The sequence below is a fragment of the Arthrobacter pityocampae genome, from assembly GCF_002927275.1.
Taxonomy (GTDB): Bacteria; Actinomycetota; Actinomycetes; order Actinomycetales; family Micrococcaceae; genus Arthrobacter_D; species Arthrobacter_D pityocampae.
The window spans coordinates 266,262-287,016 of the sequence record NZ_PRKW01000005.1; the positions used below are offsets into that span (position 1 = coordinate 266,262).

A 20,755-nucleotide genomic window follows, 5' to 3' on the forward strand; every position below is an offset into this window, starting at 1 on the left:
GCCGTGGCCATGACCGTCACGGCCGGTACAGAGGATGGGGACTGCATGCGGCGCGACACGCCTCTCGCCGTCGACACGCGCCGTGGCGGTCGGTGGGACGCCACGCGGGTCCTGACCGCCGGGATGGTGATCCTGCTCGTCGTCTACACCGCGGGTCTGCTCCTGGGGGATCCGGACAGGTTCGAACCCTTCTCCGACGGATGGCTGTGCATCCTCACGGAGCTCGCCGCCGTGGCCCTGTGCATCGGTGCCGCGGTGCGCACCCGGTTCTCCGACCCGCAGATCCTGCTGGGGACCGGTGCCGTCATCGCCTACACGACGGGTGATGCGTACTACGCCGCATCGCTCGACGGCGCCGATTCGCTCGGGTTCACCTCGCTGGCGGACATCCCCTACCTGGCGTTCTACCCCCTGATGCTCGGGTCCCTCGCGATCGTGCTGGTGCGGAAGCTACGCGGCCTGATGTGGCCCGTCCTCCTGGACAGCCTCGTCGGCGCGCTCGCAGCCGCCTCGCTCATGGCGCTGATGCTGGCGCCGATCCTGCAGACGGGCACCGCCGGCGGCACCTTCGTCGAGGTGGCCGTCACCGTCGCCTACCCGCTCCTGGACCTCCTGGTGGTGACCGCCGTCGGCGGGGTCCTGGCCTCGAAGGGCCTCGACATGGGGCCCCGCTGGCCGGTCCTGATCGCCGGGATGATCCTCTTCTCCGCCTCCGACGTCGCCTACGCGCTCGGCATCGAGGACTACAGTTCCGGATCCATCATCGACGCCGGCTGGGTGGCCGGTGTGGTGGCCGTGGCGGCGTGGGTCGACGGCGCGGCCGGGACCGGGCAGGGTCGCAGGAGCCGGGGTGTGCCGGAGCTCGCTGCGCCCCTGGTGTCCACGGCGTCCGCACTCGCGGTGCTCGTCATCGGCTCCCGGCTGGACATCCCGCTGCTCGCGGTGGTCTTCGCTGCCACCTCACTGGGTCTGGCGTCGGTACCCCTCGCGTTCCGGAACCGGATGCTCGTGTCCCTGGCGCGGACCGATGAGCTCACCGGACTGCCGAACCGCCGCGCGCTGCTGACCGACGTCCCCGACCGGCTGGCCGAGGGTGGTACCGGCGCGCTGTTCATCGTCGATCTCGACCGCTTCAAACATGTGAACGACGCACTCGGGCACGACGTCGGGGACGCACTCCTCGTGCAGGTCGGCCGGCGCTTCCGGCGGCAGGTGCGCCCGGGCGACCTCCTCGCGCGCCTCGGCGGTGACGAGTTCGCCGTGTTCGTCAGCGGCGTGACGGAGGACGGCGCCGTCGCCGCGGCGCGGCGGCTGGGAGCCGAACTCGCCGGCCCGGTGGAGCTCGGCACGTCCTCCCTGCAGGTCAGCGCCAGCATCGGGATCGCCCTGACGCCGCGGGACGGCACCGACCTCAGCCTGCTCATGCGCAAGGCCGATATCGCCATGTTCCGCGCGAAGGCGCAGCGCACCGGCTTCCACGTGTACGACACGACGGACGACGACGACGGCGAGCTGCGGCTGAGGACCGTCCAGGAGATCCGCGCGGCGCTCGCCGAGGACCAGTTCGAGCTGCACTACCAGCCGAAGGTCCGCCTGGCCGACCACGAGGTCATCGGGGTGGAGGCCCTCGTCCGCTGGAACCACCCCACGCGCGGGCAACTGCCGCCGAGCGCGTTCCTCCCGCTCGCCGAGGAGGCGGGCCTGATGCCGCAGCTGTCCGCGCTCGTCCTCCGGCGGGCGGTCCGGCGGGTCTCTCGCTGGCGAGCGGAGGGCCTGGACGTCATCGTGGCGGTGAACATGTCCGGGTCGTGCATCCTGCCGTGCCTCCCGCACGACATCGCGGGCCTGCTCGAGCGGCACGACGTGCCGGCGTCCTGCCTCATGCTCGAGATCACCGAGGACGTCCTGATGTCCACGCCGACGGGGACTGCCGGGATTCTCGCCCGCCTGCGGGCCGCCGGCGTGCAGATCTCGATCGACGACTTCGGCACCGGATACAGCTCGCTGGCCTACCTGCGGGACCTTCCCGTCGACGAACTGAAGCTCGACCGCTCCTTCGTCACGGCGATGGAGGGCGACCCGCGGGCCGGGGCGCTCGTCGGCTCGATCATCGACCTGGCGCACAGCCTGGGCCTCCGGGTGGTCGCCGAGGGCGTCAACGGCGAGCAGACCCGCGAGGAACTGCTGACCCGTGGATGCGATTTCGGGCAGGGTTTCCACCTCGCCATGCCGCTCCCCGCGTCCGAGGTCGGACCCTGGCTGGCGGCCCGCGGCGTGGCGGCAGGCTGTTGACGGGGGAGCCTGCGGGCGCGGGTGGACGCCCCGACCCACAACACGCAGGACGCACCGCGATGCACTCGGTCGCGGGAGCAACATCTGGCAGGGTGTTAGCCATGACACCTGATCCCGACGCGCGTGTCGCGCTCATCATCGAAGACGACGCCGATGTGCGGCAGTTGCTGGTCATGACGCTCGGCATGAACGGCTTCACGACGGTCGAAGCCGAGAACGGGCGCCAGGGTGTCGCGCTCGTCCGCGACCGCCGACCCGACCTGGTGACGCTCGACCTGAACCTCCCGGACATCGACGGCGTCGAGGTGTGCCGCCAGATCCGCCCCCTGACGGACGCCTACGTCATCATGATCACGGCGCGGCAGGACGAGATCGACCGCCTCATCGGACTGGAGATCGGGGCGGACGACTTCGTGGTGAAACCGTTCAGCCCCCGCGAGGTCGGGGCGCGGGTGAACGCGATGTTCCGCCGCCCGCGGAGCACCGTGCGGGACGACTCCCAGCCCCGGCCGGGCACGGAGGCGGCCGGGCCGCAGCCCGTGGCGGCGGCCCCGGCCGCGCCGGAACCGGTGGCGGGGATGCTGACCCATGGATCCCTCAGCATCGACACCGAGGGCCGTATCGCGATGCTCGACGGCGTCGAACTGCCGCTCACGCGGATCGAATTCGACCTGCTGGCCACGCTGGTCTCCGGACCCCGCCGCGTCTGGCCGCGCGAGACCCTGCTCGCCCGCATCTGGGGCGACGGGTGGGTCAACGACCAGCACCTCGTCGAAGTGCACATCCGGAACCTGCGGAAGAAGCTGGGCGAGGACACGAAGGCACCCCGGTTCATCAGGACGGTGCGCGGCGTCGGTTACAGGATGATGCCGCCCAGCGCCGACTGACAGTCCAGTGCGAGGCTGCGCAGCCGTGCGATCGCGGGCCCGTGCTCGGAGGGCGCACCGATGAATGCCAGCGCCCCGGACGATTCCTCCGCGAGCCGGCACGCGCCCACCATGGACGCACTCACGTGGAGGCTGAGCAGGGCGACGACGACGGCGTCCGCGGACCCCGCGGCGAAGGCCGCCTCCACGGCGTCGATCCGCTGCGGGAGCAGCCGAACGAAGATCTGCGCGAACTCCAGGGCACCCGCCGGATCGGAGAGTTCCTCCCCGAGATGCTCGAGGGTCCGCCGGTCGAGCGCGGGTAGCTGTGACACGGCGATCCTGTCGGTTGCTGGGCGGGAGCGGCTGACGGTCGAGGCCGCCCACCGGTTCCGGTGGACGGACCGGAACCAGCGGGCAGATCGAGGAGAACTCTGCTCCTGCACTCCACTCTGGCCCCCGGGCCTCAAAGACGCCGTGCCGGAACTGCGAAAGAAAACCGAAGAAAGGGCGAAGGTCGGCTCGAGCCGGGTGCGCCTACGCGAGCAGCTCGCGGACCATCGGGATGACCTTGGTGCCGTAGAGCTCGATGCTGTGCAGGAGCTTGGCGTGGGGCAGCGGTCCGGCGCTGTACTTCAGGTCGAAGCGGTCGATCCCGAGTGCCTGTGCGGTCGCGGCGATCTTCCGCGCGACGGTCTCCGGTGATCCCACGTACAGGGAGCCGGAATCCGCCTCGTGCTCGAACTCCTCGCGCGTCGTCGGGCCCCAGCCGCGTTCCCGGCCGATGCGGTCGCGCATGATCCGGTTGTCGGGCCACAGTTCCTCGCGGGCCTGTTCGTCGGAGTCGGCGATGTACCCGGGCGAGTGGACGCCGATGGGCAGCGTGGGCCGGCCGAACTGGGCCAGGGCCCGGTGGTACAGGTCCACGTAGGGCGCGAACCGCGCAGGGTCGCCGCCGATGATCGCGAGCATCAGCGGCATCCCGTAGCGGGCTGCCCGCACCACGGATTCGGGGCTGCCGCCGACGCCGATCCACGTCTTCAGGCGCCCGTTCCCGGTCTTCGGGTACACCTCGTGGTTCGTCAGGCCGGGGCGGGTGCTGCCGGACCAGGTGACGGGACCCTCCTCGATGAGCTTCGAGAACAGGTCCAGCTTCTCCTCGAACAACCGCTCGTAGTCGGAGAGCTCGTAGCCGAAGAGCGGGAAGGACTCCGTGAAGGAACCGCGCCCGAGGATGATCTCGGCGCGGCCGTTCGAGGCGGCGTCGAGGGTGGCGAAGCGCTGGTAGACGCGCACGGGGTCGTCGGAGCTGAGCACGGTCACGGCCGACCCGAGACGGATGCGCGCCGTCTGCCCGGCGATGGCCGCGAGGACGGTCTCGGGCGCGGAGATCGCGAAGTCGTCGCGGTGGTGCTCGCCGAGGCCGATGAAGTCGACTCCCACCTGGTCGGCGAGGACGGCCTCGGCGATCACGTTGCGGATGACCTGCGGGTACGGGACGGGGGTGCCGTCCTCACCACGGGTGACATCCCCGAAGGTGTCGAGTCCGAGTTCCAGTTGGCGTGCCATGATGATGCTCCCGTGCTCGGTGTGCCGGCCCGCCCTGGGCCTGCTGGTGGAACGGACCAGCCCCCCGCGTTATTCCATGCAAACGTATCTAGTGGGCACCCTGGACTAGCGTCGGCTCTCCTGCAGCGCCCCCGCTGCTCGATCCGCCCGGGCGATGCTCGGTGCATCCGAGAGGTCGACACCGGCCCGCGCCGCAGCAGCCTGCGCGGCTGCCGATGTCAGGTCGGGCAGGACGAAACGCTCCGGGACGATCCGGGCATCCTGCGCGGCATGCGCGCGCTGGTCCCGGGCCAGTGCGGGAGCGGACAGCTCGGCGGCCTGCACCGTGGCCGTGGTGACCGCCACCGGGGCGCCGGTCAGCGCCGGGCCGATCAGGGGCACGTAGCCGACGGCGTGCCCGGAACGGTTGGGGTGGTACGAGTCCGAGACGGGGCTCGCCAGGCCGTTCAGCCACTCGACGTCGTCGCACACCGCATGCCCGGTGAATGCCGTCGTCGGATCCCGGAAGGTGAAGCCCGCGGCGGTGGCCGCCGCCCCCGTCGTCCGGTTGAGCAGGTCCGCCGTCGCGTTCAGGCGTGCCTCCTCGGTGGGCGAGAACCAGGTGGCTGCATTGCAGTCCTCGCCGTTGAAGATCCGCGGATAGCCCGCCACGGTGACGGACGCCTGCGGCGCCCGGGCGCGGATCTGGCCGTACAGCGACCCGAGCCGGCCGGGGAGTTGCCCGGTGATGACGGCCTGGGCGCGGTCGATCGCGGCGGTGCAGTTGCTCATCCACGCAGGCTTCGCGCACTCGGTCAGGACCGCGGCGAACGCGGCGTCGTTACCGCCGACGCTCACGGACACGAACGACGTCGACGGCGTCAGCGCGCCCAGCTGGGCGGCCGCCACGTCGGCGACGGTGGCGCCGGAACAGGCGCGGAAGTCCAGGGCGTACCCCTTCGCGCTCGCGATGAGGGCGGGGAAGGCATGGACGGACCGCTGGCAGGTCGTCCCGTCCGCCAGGTAGACCCGTGTGCCGGTACCCGACGAGTACGAGTCGCCCAGGGCCACGTACGAGGCGGGCGCTGCCGCGGCGGGCTGCGCGGGAACCACGACGGCGGCGAGGAGGGCCAGGGCAGCGGCGGCGGAACGGAGGCGGGGAATCGTCATTGATGCTCCTGGTGCGGAAGGGACTGGTGGGGCCACGCTAGCCCTGCGCGGGGTACGTACGGGAGCCCTGCGCCGAGGCGGTACCCGGCGCCCTTCCGCCGGGCCGGGGCGGCGGGTAGGCTTCCGCCCGGCCCTGGAGCCTTTGCCTCCCGTCCGGCGCGCGCGGTACGCTGTGGGACGGCTCACATACCGCACGACACAACTGAATACGCCACCGATCTGCAGCGGGAGAGTTCTGCTGGTGACCCACACACCGGCAGGCGCCGTAGGAGCAAATCCTCCCCAGGAATCTCTCAGGCGAAAGTACCGCTGCGGCTAGGCAACTCTGGAAAGCAGCCCCGGACGGCGTCCGGCGCTCACCGACGGTGCAAGCAGGCATGGAGTCCTGCGGAAACTCTCAGGTCCCCTACAGAGCGGGGAGGAACCCGACCAGGCCCGCGCACGCCCGCGCACCTCATCTGACGTACGGAGTTCCCATGACTGCCACCCCCGACATCGCGTCGACCTTCGCCGACCGCCATATCGGCCCGCGCACCTCGGACGCCGGGCACATGCTCGAGGTCCTCGGTTACCCGACCCTCGACAAGCTCGTGGACCTGGCAGTCCCGGCCAGCATCCGGCTGGATCGTGTCCTGGACCTCCCGGCGGCCCTGAGCGAGACCGAGGTCCTGGCGCAGCTCCGCCGGATCGCCGGCCGGAACAGGACCGCCGTGCAGATGATCGGACAGGGCTACTTCGACACCGTGACGCCGCCGGTCATCCGCCGGAACGTCCTCGAGTCGCCCGCCTGGTACACGGCGTACACGCCCTACCAGCCCGAGATCTCCCAGGGCCGCCTCGAAGCCCTCCTCAACTTCCAGACCATGGTCCAGGACCTCACGGCCCTCGACATCGCCAACGCCTCCCTGCTCGACGAGGCGTCCGCCGTCGCCGAGGCCGTCCTCCTCATGCGCCGCTCCGGGAAGAACAAGGGCCGCACGGTGATCGACGCCGACGCCCTCCCGCAGACCGTCGCCGTCGTCCGCGGCCGCGCCGAGGCCCTCGGGTTCGACGTCGAGGTGGCCGACCTCTCGGCGGGCCTGCCCGACGGCGACATCAACGGCGTCGTCCTCCAGCAGCCCGGCGCCTCCGGGGCCCTCCGCAACCACGCCGCCGTCATCGGCGCGGCGAAGGAGCGCGGAGCCCTCGTCACGGTCGCCGCCGACCTCCTCTCCCTGACCCTCATCACGGCCCCGGGCGAGCAGGGCGCCGACATCGCCGTCGGGTCCGCCCAGCGCTTCGGCGTGCCCCTGTTCTTCGGCGGTCCGCACGCCGCGTACATGGCGGTGCGCAAGGGCCTCGAGCGGATGCTGCCCGGCCGCCTCGTGGGTGTATCGAAGGACGCCGACGGCGCCCCCGCGTACCGCCTCGCGCTGCAGACCCGCGAGCAGCACATCCGCCGTGAGAAGGCCACGAGCAACATCTGCACCGCGCAGGCGCTGCTGGCGATCGTGGCGTCCATGTACGCCGTCTATCACGGGCCCGAGGGGCTCCGGGCGATCGCTCGCACCACGCACCGTCACGCCGTCGCGCTCGCCGCCGCCCTCGAGGGGTCCGAGGCCACCGTGGTGCACGATGCCTTCTTCGACACCCTCCTGGTCCGGGTTCCCGGCCGGGCCGCGGAGTTCGCGGACCGGGCCGAAGCCGCCGGCTACAACCTCCGCCGCGTCGACGCCGACCACCTCGGGATCTCCTGCGACGAGACGACGACGCCGGAGCACGTCGCCGCCGTCGCCGCCGTGTTCGGCGGGACTGCGACCGAGTCCGCGGGGGAGCGCCTTCCCGCGGACCTGCACCGCACGTCCGCGTTCATGACGCACCCGGTGTTCTCGCTGCACCGCTCGGAGACCGCGATGCTGCGCTACCTGCGCCGGCTCTCGGACCGGGACCTCGCCCTGGACCGCACCATGATCCCGCTGGGCTCCTGCACCATGAAGCTCAATGCGACGGTCGAGATGGAGTCCATCTCCTGGCCCGAGTTCGCGTCCATCCACCCGTTCGCCCCCGAGAGCCAGACCGAGGGGTGGCGTGAACTGATCACGGACCTCGAGGAGCGGCTCGCCGAGATCACCGGGTACGCGCGGGTGTCCCTCCAGCCCAACGCCGGCTCGCAGGGCGAACTCGCCGGCCTCCTCGCCATCCGCGGCTACCACCGCTCGCGCGGCGACGAGAACCGCACCATCTGCCTCATCCCGTCCTCGGCCCACGGCACCAACGCGGCATCCGCCGTGCTGGCGGGCATGAAGGTCGTGGTGGTGGGTACGGCGTCGAACGGCAACATCGACCACGACGACCTCCTCGCGAAGATCGAGCAGCACGCCGGGAACCTCTCCGCCATCATGATCACCTACCCGTCCACGCACGGCGTGTTCGAGGAGGACGTGCGCTGGGTCTGCGAGAAGGTCCACGAGGCCGGCGGTCAGGTCTACATCGACGGCGCCAACCTCAACGCGCTCGTGGGGCTCGCGCAGCCGGGTGAGTTCGGCGGCGACGTCTCCCACCTCAACCTCCACAAGACATTCTGCATCCCGCACGGCGGGGGCGGGCCCGGCGTCGGTCCCGTGGCCGTCGCCGCACACCTCGCGCCGTTCCTGCCCGGCGACGCGAACCGCGACATCGCCACCGACGGCGGATCCGACGCCTCGGGCGGCACGCCGGTCTCCGGCTCCATGTACGGCTCCGCCGGCGTCCTGCCGATCTCCTGGGCGTACATCGCGCTCATGGGCTCCGAGGGACTCACCAGCGCCACCGCCCACGCACTGCTCGCCGCGAACTACGTGGCGGCCCGCCTCACCGAGTACTTCCCCGTGCTCTACACCGGCGTGCAGGGCCTCGTGGCCCACGAGTGCATCCTCGACCTCCGGCCCCTGACGGCCGCCACCGGCGTCACCGCCGAGGACGTCGCCAAGCGCCTCATCGACTACGGGTTCCACGCCCCCACGCTGTCCTTCCCCGTGGCCGGGACGCTGATGGTGGAACCGACGGAGTCCGAGGACCTCGCCGAACTGGACCGCTTCATCGACGCCATGATCGCGATCCGCGGTGAGATCGACCGCGTGGCGGCCGGCGATTTCACCATCGAGGAGAGTCCGCTCCGGCAGGCACCCCACACCGCGCGTGTCCTGGTCGCCGACGAGTGGACGCAGACCTACCCGCGCGAACTCGCCGCGTACCCGCTGCGCTCGCTGCACCACGACAAGTACTTCCCGCCGGTGCGCAGGATCGACGGCGCCCACGGCGACCGCAACCTCGTCTGCTCCTGCCCGCCCATCGAAGCCTTCGAAGACTAGGAACCCCATGAGCGAGCAGAGCAGGCACACAGCCCTGTCCACCCGGCACGAGGCGCACGGGGCATCCTTCACCGACTTCGGCGGCTGGCAGATGCCCCTGAAGTACCGCAGCGAACTCGAGGAGCACCACACGGTCCGCCGGGCCGCCGGACTCTTCGACCTCTCCCACATGGGCGAGGTCCTCGTCAGCGGCCCCCAGGCGGCCGCCTTCCTCAACTACGCCCTCGTCAGCAACCTCGCGGTGATCCCCGTCGGGAAGGCGAAGTACTCCCTGATCTGCACCGCCGACGGCGGGGTGATCGACGACCTCATCACGTACCGGCTCGCCGAGGACTCCTTCCTCGTGGTGCCGAACGCCTCCAACGCCGACGTCGTCGCCGGGGAACTCCGGCAGCGCGCCGCGGGCTTCGACGTCGCCGTCGAGGACCAGTCCGACACCACGGCCCTCGTCGCCGTGCAGGGACCCACCGCCGAGGCCGTCCTCCTGGATCTGGCGCGCCCCGAGGACGCAGCCACCATCCGGGACCTGAAGTACTACGCGGCCGTCGAGGTGGAGCTCGCGGGGCTGCCGGTCCTGCTGGCCCGCACCGGGTACACCGGGGAGGACGGCTTCGAGATCTACGTCGGCACGAACTTCGCGGTGCGCCTGTGGGACGCCGCCCTGGAGGCCGGTGCTGCCCACGGGCTCCAGCCCTGCGGCCTGGCGGCCCGTGATTCGCTCCGGCTGGAGGCCGGCATGCCCCTGTACGGGCACGAACTCGGTCTCGACACCACTCCTTTCGAGGCCGGTCTCGGCCCCGTGGTCAGCATCAAGAAGGCCGACGACTTCGTGGGCCGCGCCGTGCTCGAACCCCTCAAGGCCGTCGAGCCCGCCCGCCGCCTCGTCGGCCTCCGCGCCGTCGGGCGCCGCTCGGCCCGCGCCGGGTACGACGTCGTCGTCGACGGGGCGCCGGTCGGCACCGTCACGTCCGGGCTGCCCAGCCCCACGCTCGGCTATCCGATCGCCCTCGCCTACGTGGACGCCGCGCACGCCGCCGTCGGCACCGAGGTGCAGGTGGACCTGCGCGGCCGCCCGGAGCCCTTCACCGTGATTCCCACACCGTTCTACCGGCGCGAGAAGCCCGCGGGTGCGCCGCAGTGACCATCAGCGCCTTCGACCTCTTCAAGATCGGGATCGGCCCCTCCAGTTCGCACACCGGCGGACCGATGACCGCCGCCTACCTCTTCACCGACCGGCTCCGCACGGACGGACTTCTGGCCGGCGTGCAGCGCGTGCAGGTGGATCTCTTCGGCTCCCTGGGCGTGACGGGCCACGGCCACGGCACGGTGAAGGCCGTGCTCCTCGGCCTCGAGGGGGACCAGCCACACCTTGTGGACCCCACCACGGCGGACGCCCGCGTCGCCGCCATCGGTGAAGGCCGGTCCCTCGATCTCGCCGGCGAGCTCCGGATCACCTTCGACCCGGAAACGGATGTGCTGCTGCACCGACGCCAGCGGCTGGACTACCACACCAATGGCATGCGCTTCTCGGCATATTCAGCTGGAGGGGAGAAGATTCTGTCACGGGAATACTTCTCCGTCGGCGGCGGGTTCGTGCTCGACGAGGACGAGATCGGCTCCGAGACGGCGGCCGTGGAGCCGGTCCCGGTGACCCACCCGTTCGACACCGCAGACCAGTTGCTGGACCTCTGCCGGCGGACCGGCTCGTCCTTCTCGGACGTCGTCCTCGCCAACGAACTGTCCCTGCGGTCGGAGGCCGAGGTCAGGGAGGGACTGCTCGGGATCTGGGCGGTCATGGAGGACACCATCCGGCGCGGCACGACGACGGGCGGCATCCTGCCCGGCGGGCTGAGTGTCCGGCGCAGGGCGGATCGGCAGCGGCAGCTGCTCGAGAAGGCCGACGACCCGACCGACCGCCTCGGCACCATGGAGTGGGTCACCCTCTTCGCCCTGGCCGTCAACGAGGAGAACGCCGCCGGCGGACGCGTGGTCACGGCACCGACCAACGGGGCGGCGGGGATCATCCCGGCGGTCCTGAAGTACTACGTGGACTTCGTCCCGGGAGCCGACGACGACGGCGTGGTCCGGTTCCTGCTCGCGGCGACCGCCGTCGGGTCCCTGTTCAAGAAGAACGCGTCGATCTCCGGCGCGGAGGTCGGCTGCCAGGGCGAGGTGGGTTCGGCGTGCGCCATGGCCGCCGGGGCCTTGGCCGAAGTGCTCGGCGGCACCCCGGAGCAGGTCGAGAACGCCGCGGAGATCGGGATCGAGCACAACCTCGGACTGACCTGCGACCCCGTGGGAGGGCTCGTGCAGATCCCGTGCATCGAGCGCAACGCGGTCGGGGCGATGAAGGCCATCACCGCCGCCCGGATGGCCGTGCGCGGGGACGGGCAGCACCACGTCTCGCTCGACGTCGCCATCAAGACCATGCGGGACACCGGCGCCGACATGATGGACAAGTACAAGGAGACCGCGCGCGGCGGGCTGGCCCTGAACGTCGTGGAGTGCTGACCGTCCGTGCCTGAACTCCCGGTCCGCATCGAGGTCGTCCCCGGCGCCGGGCTCGAGGACCGGCTCCGGGCGCACCTCCCCGCCCCCGCCGTCGTCACCGTGACATGCCTGCCGCACCACGGCCCCGGCGCGGCCGTGGACACCGCCGTGCGGCTCGCGGAGGCGGGGTACACCGCCGTCCCGCATCTGGCCGCACGCTCCGTGGCCGGCCGGTCGGAGCTCGCCGGATATGTCACGCGCTGCAGGGACGCCGGCATCCGGGACGTCTTCGTGGTCGGCGGTGATGCAGCCGAGGCCGCCGGACCCTACGCCTGGAGCGGCCCGCTCATGGAGGATCTCGCGGAGCTCTCCGGCGGGGCGCTGCGCCTGGGGATCGCGGTCTACCCCGAGGGGCACCCCGCCAGCACGGACCAGGAGCTCAGGCGGACGCTGCTGGCGAAGCAGGTCCTGGCGTCCTGGTGCGTCACCCAACTGTGTTTCTCCCCGGACATCCTGCGCGCCTTCGTGCCGATGCTGCGGGACGGCGGGGTCACGCTGCCGGTCTGGGCGGGGATCCCCGGGCCGGTCCGTATCAGCCGCCTGCTCCGTCTGGCCGGCACGATCGGCGTGGGCGGGTCGGTCGGCTTCCTCCGGCGCTCGGCCGGCGGGGCCGAGACCGGCTCCGTGGTGCGGCAGCTGCTGTCCTCGGCGTCGTACGACCCGGCGCCCCTCATGACGGCGCTCGACGGCGCGGGCTACGAGGGGATCCACCTGTACAGCTTCAACGACCTCGCGGGGCTCGAGCGGTCGGGCCTGGCACGACTGCCTCGGGCGTGATGGTCAGGGCCGGAAGCGGGCCCGCCCGGTGTGTCCGCTGATCTCCGCGACGACCATCTGCCACAGTGGCGGCGGCGGCTGCTGATGCCCGACCCCGGGCAGCGGGAGGAGACGCGCGCCGGGGATCCCGGCAGCCAGCGCCCGGCCGTGCTCGATGGGGAACAGCGGGTCGGTGGTGCCGTGCAGCACCAGGGTGGGAGCGGTGATCTGCTCGAGGAGGGCATCCGGGGGAGGTCCGTCATCGAGGAGGAAGTGGTTCGTCATGAGGGCGGCCATCTCCCGGGTCCGGTCCACCTCCTGGGCAGCGAGGAGGCGGGTGCGCGGCTCGTCGAAGCCGAGGCTTCCCGCGTACGGACGTTCCGCCTCCACCCGGTAGGTCACGACGGCGTCCCGGTCGGTCCAGTCGGGTGCGGGATCAAGGTGGGAGAGCGCTGCTGCCAGGCGGGGAACGGGCGGGGGCAGATCGACGTGCGAGCCCGGGACTGCAGGGCTCGTCGAGGCGAGGCACAGGCTCAGCACCCGATCGGGGTGGTCCAGGGCGAGGCGCTGGGCGATGCCGCCACCCAGCGACAGTCCTACCAGGTGGGCGGGGCCCACCTGCAGGGCCTCGAGGATGCGCAGCGGATCGTCCCTCATCTCCCGGGCGGTGTAGGACGGCCTGCCTGCCGGCGAACCGGTGGACCGGCCGGTGTCGCGGTGGTCGTAGCGCACCACGTGCCGTCCGGTAGCAGCCAGCAGGGCGCAGAAGCGGGCGTCCCACCAGACCATGGACTGGGCTCCGCCGGCGATCAGCACGACCGTCGGGTCGGCCGGGTTGCCGAACGCCTCGAAGCACAGATCGACCCCGGCGGTCGTCACGATCTGCTCGGCCATGATGATCTCCTCACGACTGGTTCCGAGGTCAGACGTGCCGGGGCTGCCGTTCTCATCGCGGAGTCGGAGACACGGGGCGGGGAACACATGGGGCGGGCAAGACGGGAGGAGCGGCCGCCCCCTGGGACGGCCGCTCCGGGTATTGCTCGCAGGTGACGAGCCGGGCCGTGTCAGACGGCGGTTGCGGCCGGCTTCTGCCGCTGCGGAGCGAGCTCACCGATGATGCCGTGCAGGAGCCTGCGAAGCTCGACGGACTCGAGCCCCTCACCGATCATCAGAGAGCGTTCGATGTCCTCGGCCTTCGCTAGCGCCTCGATGCCGGACTGGGTGATCGTGATGCGCTGGCTGCGGCGGTCGACGCTGTCGCGGATACGGGAGATGAAGCCCTGACGCTCGAGCTTCTCGATGGTCTTGCCGATGGTCTGCGCCTGGACATGGACGGCGAGCGCGAGCTTGGCGCCCGTCATGGTGCCGACACGGGACAGCACCCCCAGGGTGGTGTAGCCGGCATGGGTGATCCCGATGTCCAGCAGCCGCTCGTTCCAGGCGTGGTCCACGAGGCGGGCGGCGGTGGTGAGCAGGCGGCTTGTGGACCACTCCTCCAGTTCAGACATGAGATCTTCCTCTCGAAGACTAGGAACCAGCCCGCCGATGCTGGTCAGCGCCGGCCGGTCGTGGTGTCGTTGCAGCCGACCTGTCAGGGGGCGGGAACGACTGCACAACCCACTATGCACTTCGATCTTCAAGTTTTACCGTCGTCCTGTCCGAAGCTTCCGGCAAGAAAGGCAAGGGGGTCAGCGTCCGGCGCCGACGGAAGGCGATGATCTCGGCGGCGACCAGGCCTGCCGCCGAGTGCTGGACGACGTGCGGTTGACCCGGGATCTCCACGAACGCACCGACCCGGGCCCGTGCTGCGAGCTCCTGGCACCACCGCTGTCGCGCCACGGGATCCCGGCCACCCCGCATCACCAGGACCGGGCACCGGAGGTTCTCGACAGCGTTCTCCAGCGGGTAGTCCATCATGCGGCGGACCTGGCGGAGGTACCAGCGCGTTCCGGTCCGCAGGTAGTCGCTGCCGACGATCAGATTGGCGGACGGGCTCTCCCGGAGTGTGTCATGGGCCAGGGAGACGGCCTGTTGGAGGATGCTGCGGCGGAGCCGGTCCACCACCGGCCCGATCAGGACGAGACGCTCCGCGAGGCCGGGCTGCTGCAGGGCTGCCTCGGTGACGAACTGCACGCCCATCGAATGCCCTACCAGGATGCAGGACCGGATCCCGAGCACCTCCAGTGCCTCGACGATCAATGCGGCGTGGTCCTCGACCCCGAGCGGCGTCCGCGGCCGCGGGTCAGGACCGTACCCGGGGAGATCCACGGCGTGCACGACGGCGTCGGCCGCCAGTTCGGCCCGCAACCGGTCGAGGTAGCGGTGGGTCATACCGAGGCCGTGCACGAGGACGTAGGGGCTGCGCTGCGAGGCAGGGGACTCCGGTCCGGGTGAGCTGCGGATGCGGAGGGTGAAGCGGCCCACCTGCACGGTTCGGAGGATGGTCGGCTGCATCCCGGCAGTTTACGTGCCTCCTCAACCTTTCCTCACGGTTCGTTCGGGGGACGGTCAATCCCCCGGCCCGGCGCGCGCCATTGTATGGAAGTCTTGTCCCATGTCCGATTCCACGTCGCAGCGCTCCGCGCTCATCGTCGAGGACGATCCGGACATCCGTGATTTGCTGGCGACCACCCTGCGCATGAACGGGTTCAGCGTCATCGAAGCGTCCACCGGGCTCGAGGGCCTGGCCGCCATGAAGGAGTACGGACCGGACCTCATCACCCTCGACCTGAATCTGCCGGATCTCGACGGCGTCGAGGTCTGCCGCCAGTGCCGGGCGTTCAGCGACGCGTACATCGTGATGGTGACGGCCCGGCAGGACGAGATCGACCGGCTGATCGGCCTGGAGATCGGTGCGGACGACTTCATCGGGAAGCCCTTCAGCCCCAGAGAGTTCTCGGCCCGCGTTTCGGCGATGTTCCGCCGTCCCCGCGCCGCCCCGGCGCCGCTCCCCGAGGCGCCGGGCGACACCCTGCTGCGGCACGAGGATCTCACCATGGACGTGGAAGGCCGCACGGTGACCCTGGCCGGCCGGGAAGTCGGGCTGACGCGCATCGAATTCGACCTGCTCGAGACGCTCCTCACCGGCGCGCAGCGCGTCTGGACCCGGGAGGCGCTCCTGGACCGCGTCTGGGGGGACGGCTGGAGCCAGGACCACCACCTCGTCGAGGTGCACATCCGCAACCTGCGCAAGAAACTGGGTGAGGACATGAGCAACCCCCGCTTCATCCGCACCGTGCGCGGCGTCGGGTACCGGATGATGCCGGGTGACGCGCGGCGCTGACCCTGGCGGAGCCCGGCTCCTCAGCTCGTGCGGGTTCGCGCGGACGATGTTCCACCGTCCACTCCACGACCGTGGGATCAGGTTCCTCGGAGAGCGACCACCGGTTCGATGCGCGTTGCCTTGCGGGCGGGGAAACTGCCGGCGACGAGTCCTACGAGTGCCCCGAGGAGCGCCCCGCCGATGGCGACGAGCGGGTCGACGACGGGCGTCCACTGCTGCGCCACCGAGATCGCGATGACGGCGAAGACCCCGACGGTGGCACCGAGGAGCCCGCCGAGCAGCCCGATGACGATGGACTCCGTGACGAACTGTGCGGCGATCTGGCGGCGGGTGGCCCCGATCGCGCGGCGCAGCCCGATCTCCCCGGTCCGCTCCATCACCGAGAGCATGGTGACGTTCGCGATGCCGACGCCCCCGGCGAGGAGGACGACCACCGAGAGCACGACGAAGATCAGGTTGATGTCGGCCTGCACGTTGTCCGCCAGGTCCGATCGCCCCTGTGGTGCTGCGACCTCGATGGTGTCGGGGGAGTCCGGGGCGAGCGCGAGGGCGGCCTGGTCGGCGACCTGGGGGCCGGCGCCGATCACGATGCGGGCCTGGACGTCCCCCGGTGCGGCCAGGCCGAAGTCGGCTCGTGCCGCGCCGGTGGAGATGATGACGCTCTCGAGGAGTTCGGGGCGTGTCTGCACGTCGCCGAAGACACCGACGACGGCGTAGGGCAGGCCGTCGATGAAGACCGACGGTTGGGAGTCGACACGGGTGATGCCGAGGCGGTCCGCGAGGCGGTCGCCGAGCACGGCCACGCGGTCGTGCCGCTGGTCGTGTCCGTCGTCGAAGATCCGGCCGTACCGGATCGTGCCCTCGATCGCGTCGACGAGTCCGGCGGACGTCGCGAAGACCCGCGGCGGCGCGCTCGAGGGTGCCGAGGGGTCATTGACGGGCACCGCGGTCACGCTGCCCTCGCGGAGCTCGACCTCCGCGATGAGGGCGGCCTGTTCGACGCCGGCGATGCGTTCGATGCGTTGCACGGCGTCCCATGGCAGCGTGCTGGTTGCCACGCTGTTCCCGTCCGCGTTCTGCGCCTGGGCGGGCGAGACGACGACCTGCGTCGCGGCGAAGGCGTCGAAGCGTTTGGCCAGCTGCCCGGCCGTCGTCTGGGCGAAGCAGATGGTCGCCACGAGGGCGCCGATGCCCAGGATGGTTCCGGCGAGGGTCATCAGCAGCCGGCCGGGCCGGGTCCCGAGGTCGGCGGTCGCCTCGATGAGCAGGTCGGTGAAACCGAACCGGTCCGCCGCCGGGACCGGCCGGACGAGACCGAGCAGGTCCGCGCCGTCGACCGTGGTCCCTGATCCGGGTGCTTCACCGGGAGGGGGAGGGCTGTCGAGGTTCGTGTTCCGGAGGCTCATGCGAGCGTGCTCACCCGTCCATCAGCGATCCGGACGCAGTGGGGTGCGCGCCGGGCGACGGCCTGGTCATGGGTGATGATGACGAGCGCGAGGCCGTCGGTGACGAGTTCCTCGAACAGCTCCATCACGTCGGCGGTGGTGGCGCCGTCCAGATTGCCCGTCGGTTCGTCGGCCAGCAGCAGGCTGGGCCGAGTGACGACCGCCCGGGCCACCGCGACGCGCTGGCGTTCGCCACCGGACAACGTCCCGGGAAGGAAGTCGACGCGGTGGCCGAGCCCCACGCGTTCGAGGGCTTCACGCGCGCGGTCCTCGCGTTCCGTGCGGGGCGTCCCACTGTAGAGCATGGGCATCATGACGTTCTCCAGCACCGATCGACGGGGCATCAGATGGAAGGCCTGGAACACGAAGCCGAGGCGCTGGGCGCGCACCGCCGCCCGCGTGTCCTCGTCCAGGGAGCCCGTGAGGTGACCGGCGAGGCGGTATTCCCCGACGCTCGGCCGGTCCAGCAGGCCCAGGATGTTGAGCATGGTGGACTTGCCCGATCCGCTGGGACCGACGATCGACACGTAGTCGCCGTCGTGCACGGTGAGGTTGATGCCCTTCAGCGCCTGCACTTCCGGCGGCCCCGGGAAGGACCGCGTGACATCGCGCAGCTCGACGAGGGGGACGCTCACTGACCCACCACGACAAGATCGCCCTCGGCGAGGTCCCCGTCGATCGCGGTGACCTCCACCGCTCCGGGTGTGGCCAGCCCGCTGCGGACCACGACGAGCCGAGTACTGGCCTGTTCGCCGTCCCGGGGATCGCCTTCGGCGACCTCCACCCGGGTCTCGCCGCCCGGGCCGGCGCTCAGGGCCGCATAGGGCACCGAGAGGACATCGCCGTCGGTGGTTCCGACGGCGATCGAGACCCGCACGTTCGATCCCTGCAGCTCCTGGATCTGCTCCGGGGTGAGCGGCTCCGGCCGCAACTCGATCGTCCACCGCTGCGATTCTCCCTCCCCCGGGGCCAGGGCCTCGATGGTGGCCTCATGCGCCGTACCGTCCGGGAGGTCGAAGGTCGCCTTGTCGTCGACCTTCAACAGCCGCGCATCGGCTTCGGCAGCGGAACCGGACAGACCCAGGGTGGCACCGGAGACGGTCATCGCCGGGCCCTCGAGGATGGAGCCCCGCTGCGCGGTGACGGCATCGACGCGTCGCGGCAGTTCGGTCAGGTACAGCACCTCACCGGCCGGCAGGGTCGGCAGGGCCGCCTGCTCGGCGCGCACCAGTTCCTCCTGCGCCCGGGTGAGCTGCGTCGATGCCGCATCGACGGCCGCCCGCTGCGGTGCGTCCGTACGATCGGAGCCGACCTGCTGGCGGCGCAGCTCCGCCAGTTCGACGGCGTCCGCCAGGTTGCCCACCTGCAGCGGGTCCTGCGGGTCGGCGTCCTGGGCGGCCGCGAGCTCGCGGCGCGCACCGGCCACTGCGTTGTCGGCCTCCAGGATCTCGACGGGGGTCGCGCCGACCGGCGTCGTCGCGAGTTCACCCTGGGCGGCCACGAGGGCCTGCTCCGCAGCCAGGAGCGACTCCCGGGCCGCCCGCACCGCATCCGCACCGCCGTCCTCCGGCGCCGGGGGCTCGTACCCCGCGTCCGCATAGAGCGCGGCAACGGCAGCAGCGGCATCGGCTCCGAACACGGGATCAGCAGGGTCGCCGGCGTCGAGGCCGATCGCGCGCACAGCAGTCTTGAACTGCACCACATCCGGACCGGACACGCCGACCCGGAGGGTCCGGTACGCCGGGAGCTCACCGGGAAGGACGATGACGGGACGTCCGGCGATCTCCAGGGCCACCGACAATGCTTCCAGTTCCGCGCCTTCGTCCGGCACCTGGCCGGTGACGACGGCCGGCCCGGAGATGGACGACGTGTCGACACGCACCTCGACGGGATCGGCGTAGGCGACTTCACCGCGGATCGTGACGTCGTTGCTCAACCGCCCGTACTCGACCGGGACGGTGATCATGCCCGGGGCCGGAGGCTCGGCGGCGGCGTCGGCCGGCGACACCAGGAAACGGCCGAGCAGCAGACCGGCCACCAGGCTCAGGACGGCCGCGGCGGCCACGATCCACAGGGTCCTATTGCGCCGGAACACGGCACCGGCCCCTGCCGACAGGGACGACCGCGACGACGACGGTGACGATGATGCGTCCCGATCCTGATCGTCCCGATCGAGGACGAAGTCGAGGCCCCCGGTATCCGCCGGCTGCCTGTCCGACAGTCCGTCCGAACGGCGGCGCAGGAACCGTCCCACTCAGCTTCCCTGCTCGAGATCGGCCCGGAATGCCTCGAGTTCAGCCTTGTGGTCGTCGATGAACTGCTGCTCCTGCTCGTTCTGCACGTCCTGCCGCTTCTCCTGATAGTCCGTCTTCTCCCGGCACTCGAGGTCGGTCAGGGCCAGTTCGATCTCCTTCTCGCCCAGCTCTTCCATGGCGGCCTCGTCCGGCCCCGTCTCGCCGCCCATCTCACCGGCATCCTCGTACAGTGCATTCATCTCTTCATTGATGCTGGTCTGGGCATCCACCTGGGCAGAAAAACCCGGCTGACCGGCGTCGGCCATGCAGGAGGACCAGGCCGCATCGAGGTCCGCGAGTTCGGGGGAGCTTCCCATGTCCTCGTAGAACGCGGTCATGGCGTCCATGAGGGGTTTGTGCTCCTCGGACGCCGAAGGATCCTCGACGCCTCGTTCGTTCTCCGCCCAGCCGTAGCAGCCCGCCGTCGTCCAGTCCCATTCCATGCTCTCGCCCTCCTCCGGCATTTCCTCCGGATTCATCGGGGCACCGTGCAGCGCTTCGTTGAAGGCCATTTGCTCCGACTCGGAAAGACTCTCGACGTAGTCGGCGTTCGCGTCGACGTATTCGCCCTCATCGCCTGTCGGCATGTCGTCCCGTGCGGGGAAATTGATCATCCCGTACCCGTACTGGGAGACCCACTCGCGCGATTCGGGATCCCATTCCTCGCCGTCGGTCATCATCGACATCGAGGCGCTCTGGAGGTTCGGGGTGTATTCGAAGCCTTCCTCCGTCATGCACTGCGCCACTAACTCTTCCCGCTGGCGCTCGTCCTCGGCGAACTTCTTCTCCTGCTCCTCCGGGCTGAGATCACCGCCGGACGCACTCGAGAAGAATTCCGACAGGGGCGACTCCTCAATATCAGCAGAGGTCTCGGCGGGTGCCGCGCATCCTACGAACAGGGCGGAGACACACATTGTGGTGGTGAGAGCAGTAATGATGCGGGGTGAAAGGCGCACGGATCCTCTTCCTGATTTCTGGGTCTGGAAGCAGGCTAACCATCGAGCACCTCGAAACCCATCAGCCCTTGGGCTGAATTCTGCTCCGGAAGGGTAACAATTCCGTCTCGGCCGGGGATGTGTCGATATTTCGCTCGGCGACGACGTGCATTTCAGTGGACATATCTCCGGAAAAGGCCGACCCTACCCGCCCCGACCTCGTGTGATTCGTCCGTCCTCACGCCACTGTTCGATGCCATGGCCGCCACTCCGCTGGTGGTTCGGGG

17 protein-coding genes and 1 riboswitch are annotated in these 20,755 nt (G+C 70.6%); of the genes, 7 read left to right on the forward strand and 10 right to left on the reverse strand.

Going from position 1 to position 20,755, the window contains the following annotated elements; all coding sequences use genetic code 11:
- Positions 1–45 precede the first annotated feature (45 nt).
- Entirely contained in the window at positions 46–2,292 is a 2,247-nt protein-coding gene (locus C4K88_RS12700) for a putative bifunctional diguanylate cyclase/phosphodiesterase (protein ID WP_167399045.1), read from the forward strand.
- A 101-nt stretch (positions 2,293–2,393) separates the two neighbouring features.
- Complete coding sequence (locus C4K88_RS12705) at positions 2,394–3,179, forward strand: response regulator transcription factor (protein WP_104121993.1); 786 nt, start codon at positions 2,394–2,396, stop codon at positions 3,177–3,179.
- Here C4K88_RS12705 and C4K88_RS12710 read toward each other — a convergent pair.
- From C4K88_RS12710 to C4K88_RS12720, 3 genes are all read right to left on the reverse strand, one after another.
- Positions 3,149–3,493 (reverse strand): hypothetical protein, encoded by a 345-nt coding sequence (locus C4K88_RS12710; protein WP_104121994.1) that lies wholly within the window; start codon positions 3,491–3,493, stop codon positions 3,149–3,151. The two genes, C4K88_RS12705 and C4K88_RS12710, sit on opposite strands and share 31 nt — an antisense overlap.
- 202 nt (positions 3,494–3,695) lie before the next feature.
- Complete coding sequence (locus C4K88_RS12715; RefSeq protein ID WP_104121995.1) at positions 3,696–4,727, reverse strand: LLM class flavin-dependent oxidoreductase; 1,032 nt, start codon at positions 4,725–4,727, stop codon at positions 3,696–3,698.
- A gap of 105 nt (positions 4,728–4,832) precedes the next feature.
- The gene (locus C4K88_RS12720) at positions 4,833–5,876 is read right to left on the reverse strand and encodes an SGNH/GDSL hydrolase family protein (protein WP_104121996.1); all 1,044 of its coding nucleotides are present in this window, start codon (positions 5,874–5,876) and stop codon (positions 4,833–4,835) included.
- A 215-nt stretch (positions 5,877–6,091) separates the two neighbouring features.
- Positions 6,092–6,195, forward strand: a riboswitch (glycine riboswitch).
- Positions 6,196–6,352: 157 nt separating this feature from the next.
- On the opposite strand from C4K88_RS12720, the gene gcvP reads away from it, so the two are divergent.
- Genes gcvP through C4K88_RS12740 form a run of 4 tightly spaced genes read left to right on the forward strand, consistent with a single transcriptional unit; the run spans position 6,353 to position 12,532 of the window.
- A complete protein-coding gene (gene gcvP, locus C4K88_RS12725; RefSeq protein ID WP_104121997.1) occupies positions 6,353–9,205 on the forward strand; it encodes an aminomethyl-transferring glycine dehydrogenase in 2,853 nt (950 codons plus the stop codon).
- Positions 9,206–9,212: 7 nt separating this feature from the next.
- Entirely contained in the window at positions 9,213–10,346 is a 1,134-nt protein-coding gene (gene gcvT, locus C4K88_RS12730) for a glycine cleavage system aminomethyltransferase GcvT (RefSeq protein ID WP_104121998.1), read from the forward strand.
- A complete protein-coding gene (locus C4K88_RS12735) occupies positions 10,343–11,716 on the forward strand; it encodes an L-serine ammonia-lyase (RefSeq protein WP_104121999.1) in 1,374 nt (457 codons plus the stop codon). The genes gcvT and C4K88_RS12735 overlap by 4 nt, the downstream gene beginning before the upstream one ends.
- Before the next feature lie 6 nt (positions 11,717–11,722).
- Positions 11,723–12,532, forward strand: a complete 810-nt coding sequence (locus tag C4K88_RS12740; RefSeq protein WP_104122000.1) for a methylenetetrahydrofolate reductase — start codon at positions 11,723–11,725, stop codon at positions 12,530–12,532.
- A gap of 3 nt (positions 12,533–12,535) precedes the next feature.
- Here C4K88_RS12740 and C4K88_RS12745 read toward each other — a convergent pair whose 3' ends face one another.
- The 3 genes from C4K88_RS12745 to C4K88_RS12755 form a co-directional block, all read right to left on the reverse strand.
- On the reverse strand, positions 12,536–13,405 hold the full coding sequence (locus C4K88_RS12745) for an alpha/beta fold hydrolase (RefSeq protein ID WP_104122001.1): 870 nt from the start codon (positions 13,403–13,405) through the stop codon (positions 12,536–12,538).
- A gap of 170 nt (positions 13,406–13,575) precedes the next feature.
- Positions 13,576–14,019: a MarR family winged helix-turn-helix transcriptional regulator gene (locus tag C4K88_RS12750; protein ID WP_104122002.1), complete on the reverse strand. Its 444-nt coding sequence runs from the start codon at positions 14,017–14,019 to the stop codon at positions 13,576–13,578.
- A gap of 112 nt (positions 14,020–14,131) precedes the next feature.
- Positions 14,132–14,965, reverse strand: a complete 834-nt coding sequence (locus C4K88_RS12755) for an alpha/beta fold hydrolase (protein WP_104122003.1) — start codon at positions 14,963–14,965, stop codon at positions 14,132–14,134.
- Positions 14,966–15,065: 100 nt separating this feature from the next.
- On the opposite strand from C4K88_RS12755, the gene C4K88_RS12760 reads away from it, so the two are divergent.
- Positions 15,066–15,794 carry a response regulator gene (locus C4K88_RS12760; protein WP_104122004.1) on the forward strand — a complete coding sequence of 243 codons (729 nt, stop codon included), beginning with the start codon at positions 15,066–15,068 and terminating at the stop codon, positions 15,792–15,794.
- A gap of 77 nt (positions 15,795–15,871) precedes the next feature.
- Here the strand turns inward: C4K88_RS12760 and C4K88_RS12765 are convergent, their stop codons facing one another.
- The 4 genes from C4K88_RS12765 to C4K88_RS12780 are packed head-to-tail and all read right to left on the reverse strand — an operon-like array spanning position 15,872 to position 20,489.
- Positions 15,872–17,200, reverse strand: a complete 1,329-nt coding sequence (locus C4K88_RS12765) for an ABC transporter permease (protein ID WP_104122005.1) — start codon at positions 17,198–17,200, stop codon at positions 15,872–15,874.
- Entirely contained in the window at positions 17,197–17,874 is a 678-nt protein-coding gene (locus C4K88_RS12770) for an ABC transporter ATP-binding protein (RefSeq protein ID WP_104122006.1), read from the reverse strand. Before C4K88_RS12770 ends, C4K88_RS12765 begins: the two co-directional genes overlap by 4 nt.
- Positions 17,871–19,493, reverse strand: a complete 1,623-nt coding sequence (locus tag C4K88_RS12775) for an efflux RND transporter periplasmic adaptor subunit (RefSeq protein WP_241521913.1) — start codon at positions 19,491–19,493, stop codon at positions 17,871–17,873. The genes C4K88_RS12770 and C4K88_RS12775 overlap by 4 nt, the downstream gene beginning before the upstream one ends.
- Complete coding sequence (locus tag C4K88_RS12780) at positions 19,494–20,489, reverse strand: hypothetical protein (RefSeq protein ID WP_241521915.1); 996 nt, start codon at positions 20,487–20,489, stop codon at positions 19,494–19,496.
- Positions 20,490–20,755 lie beyond the last annotated feature (266 nt).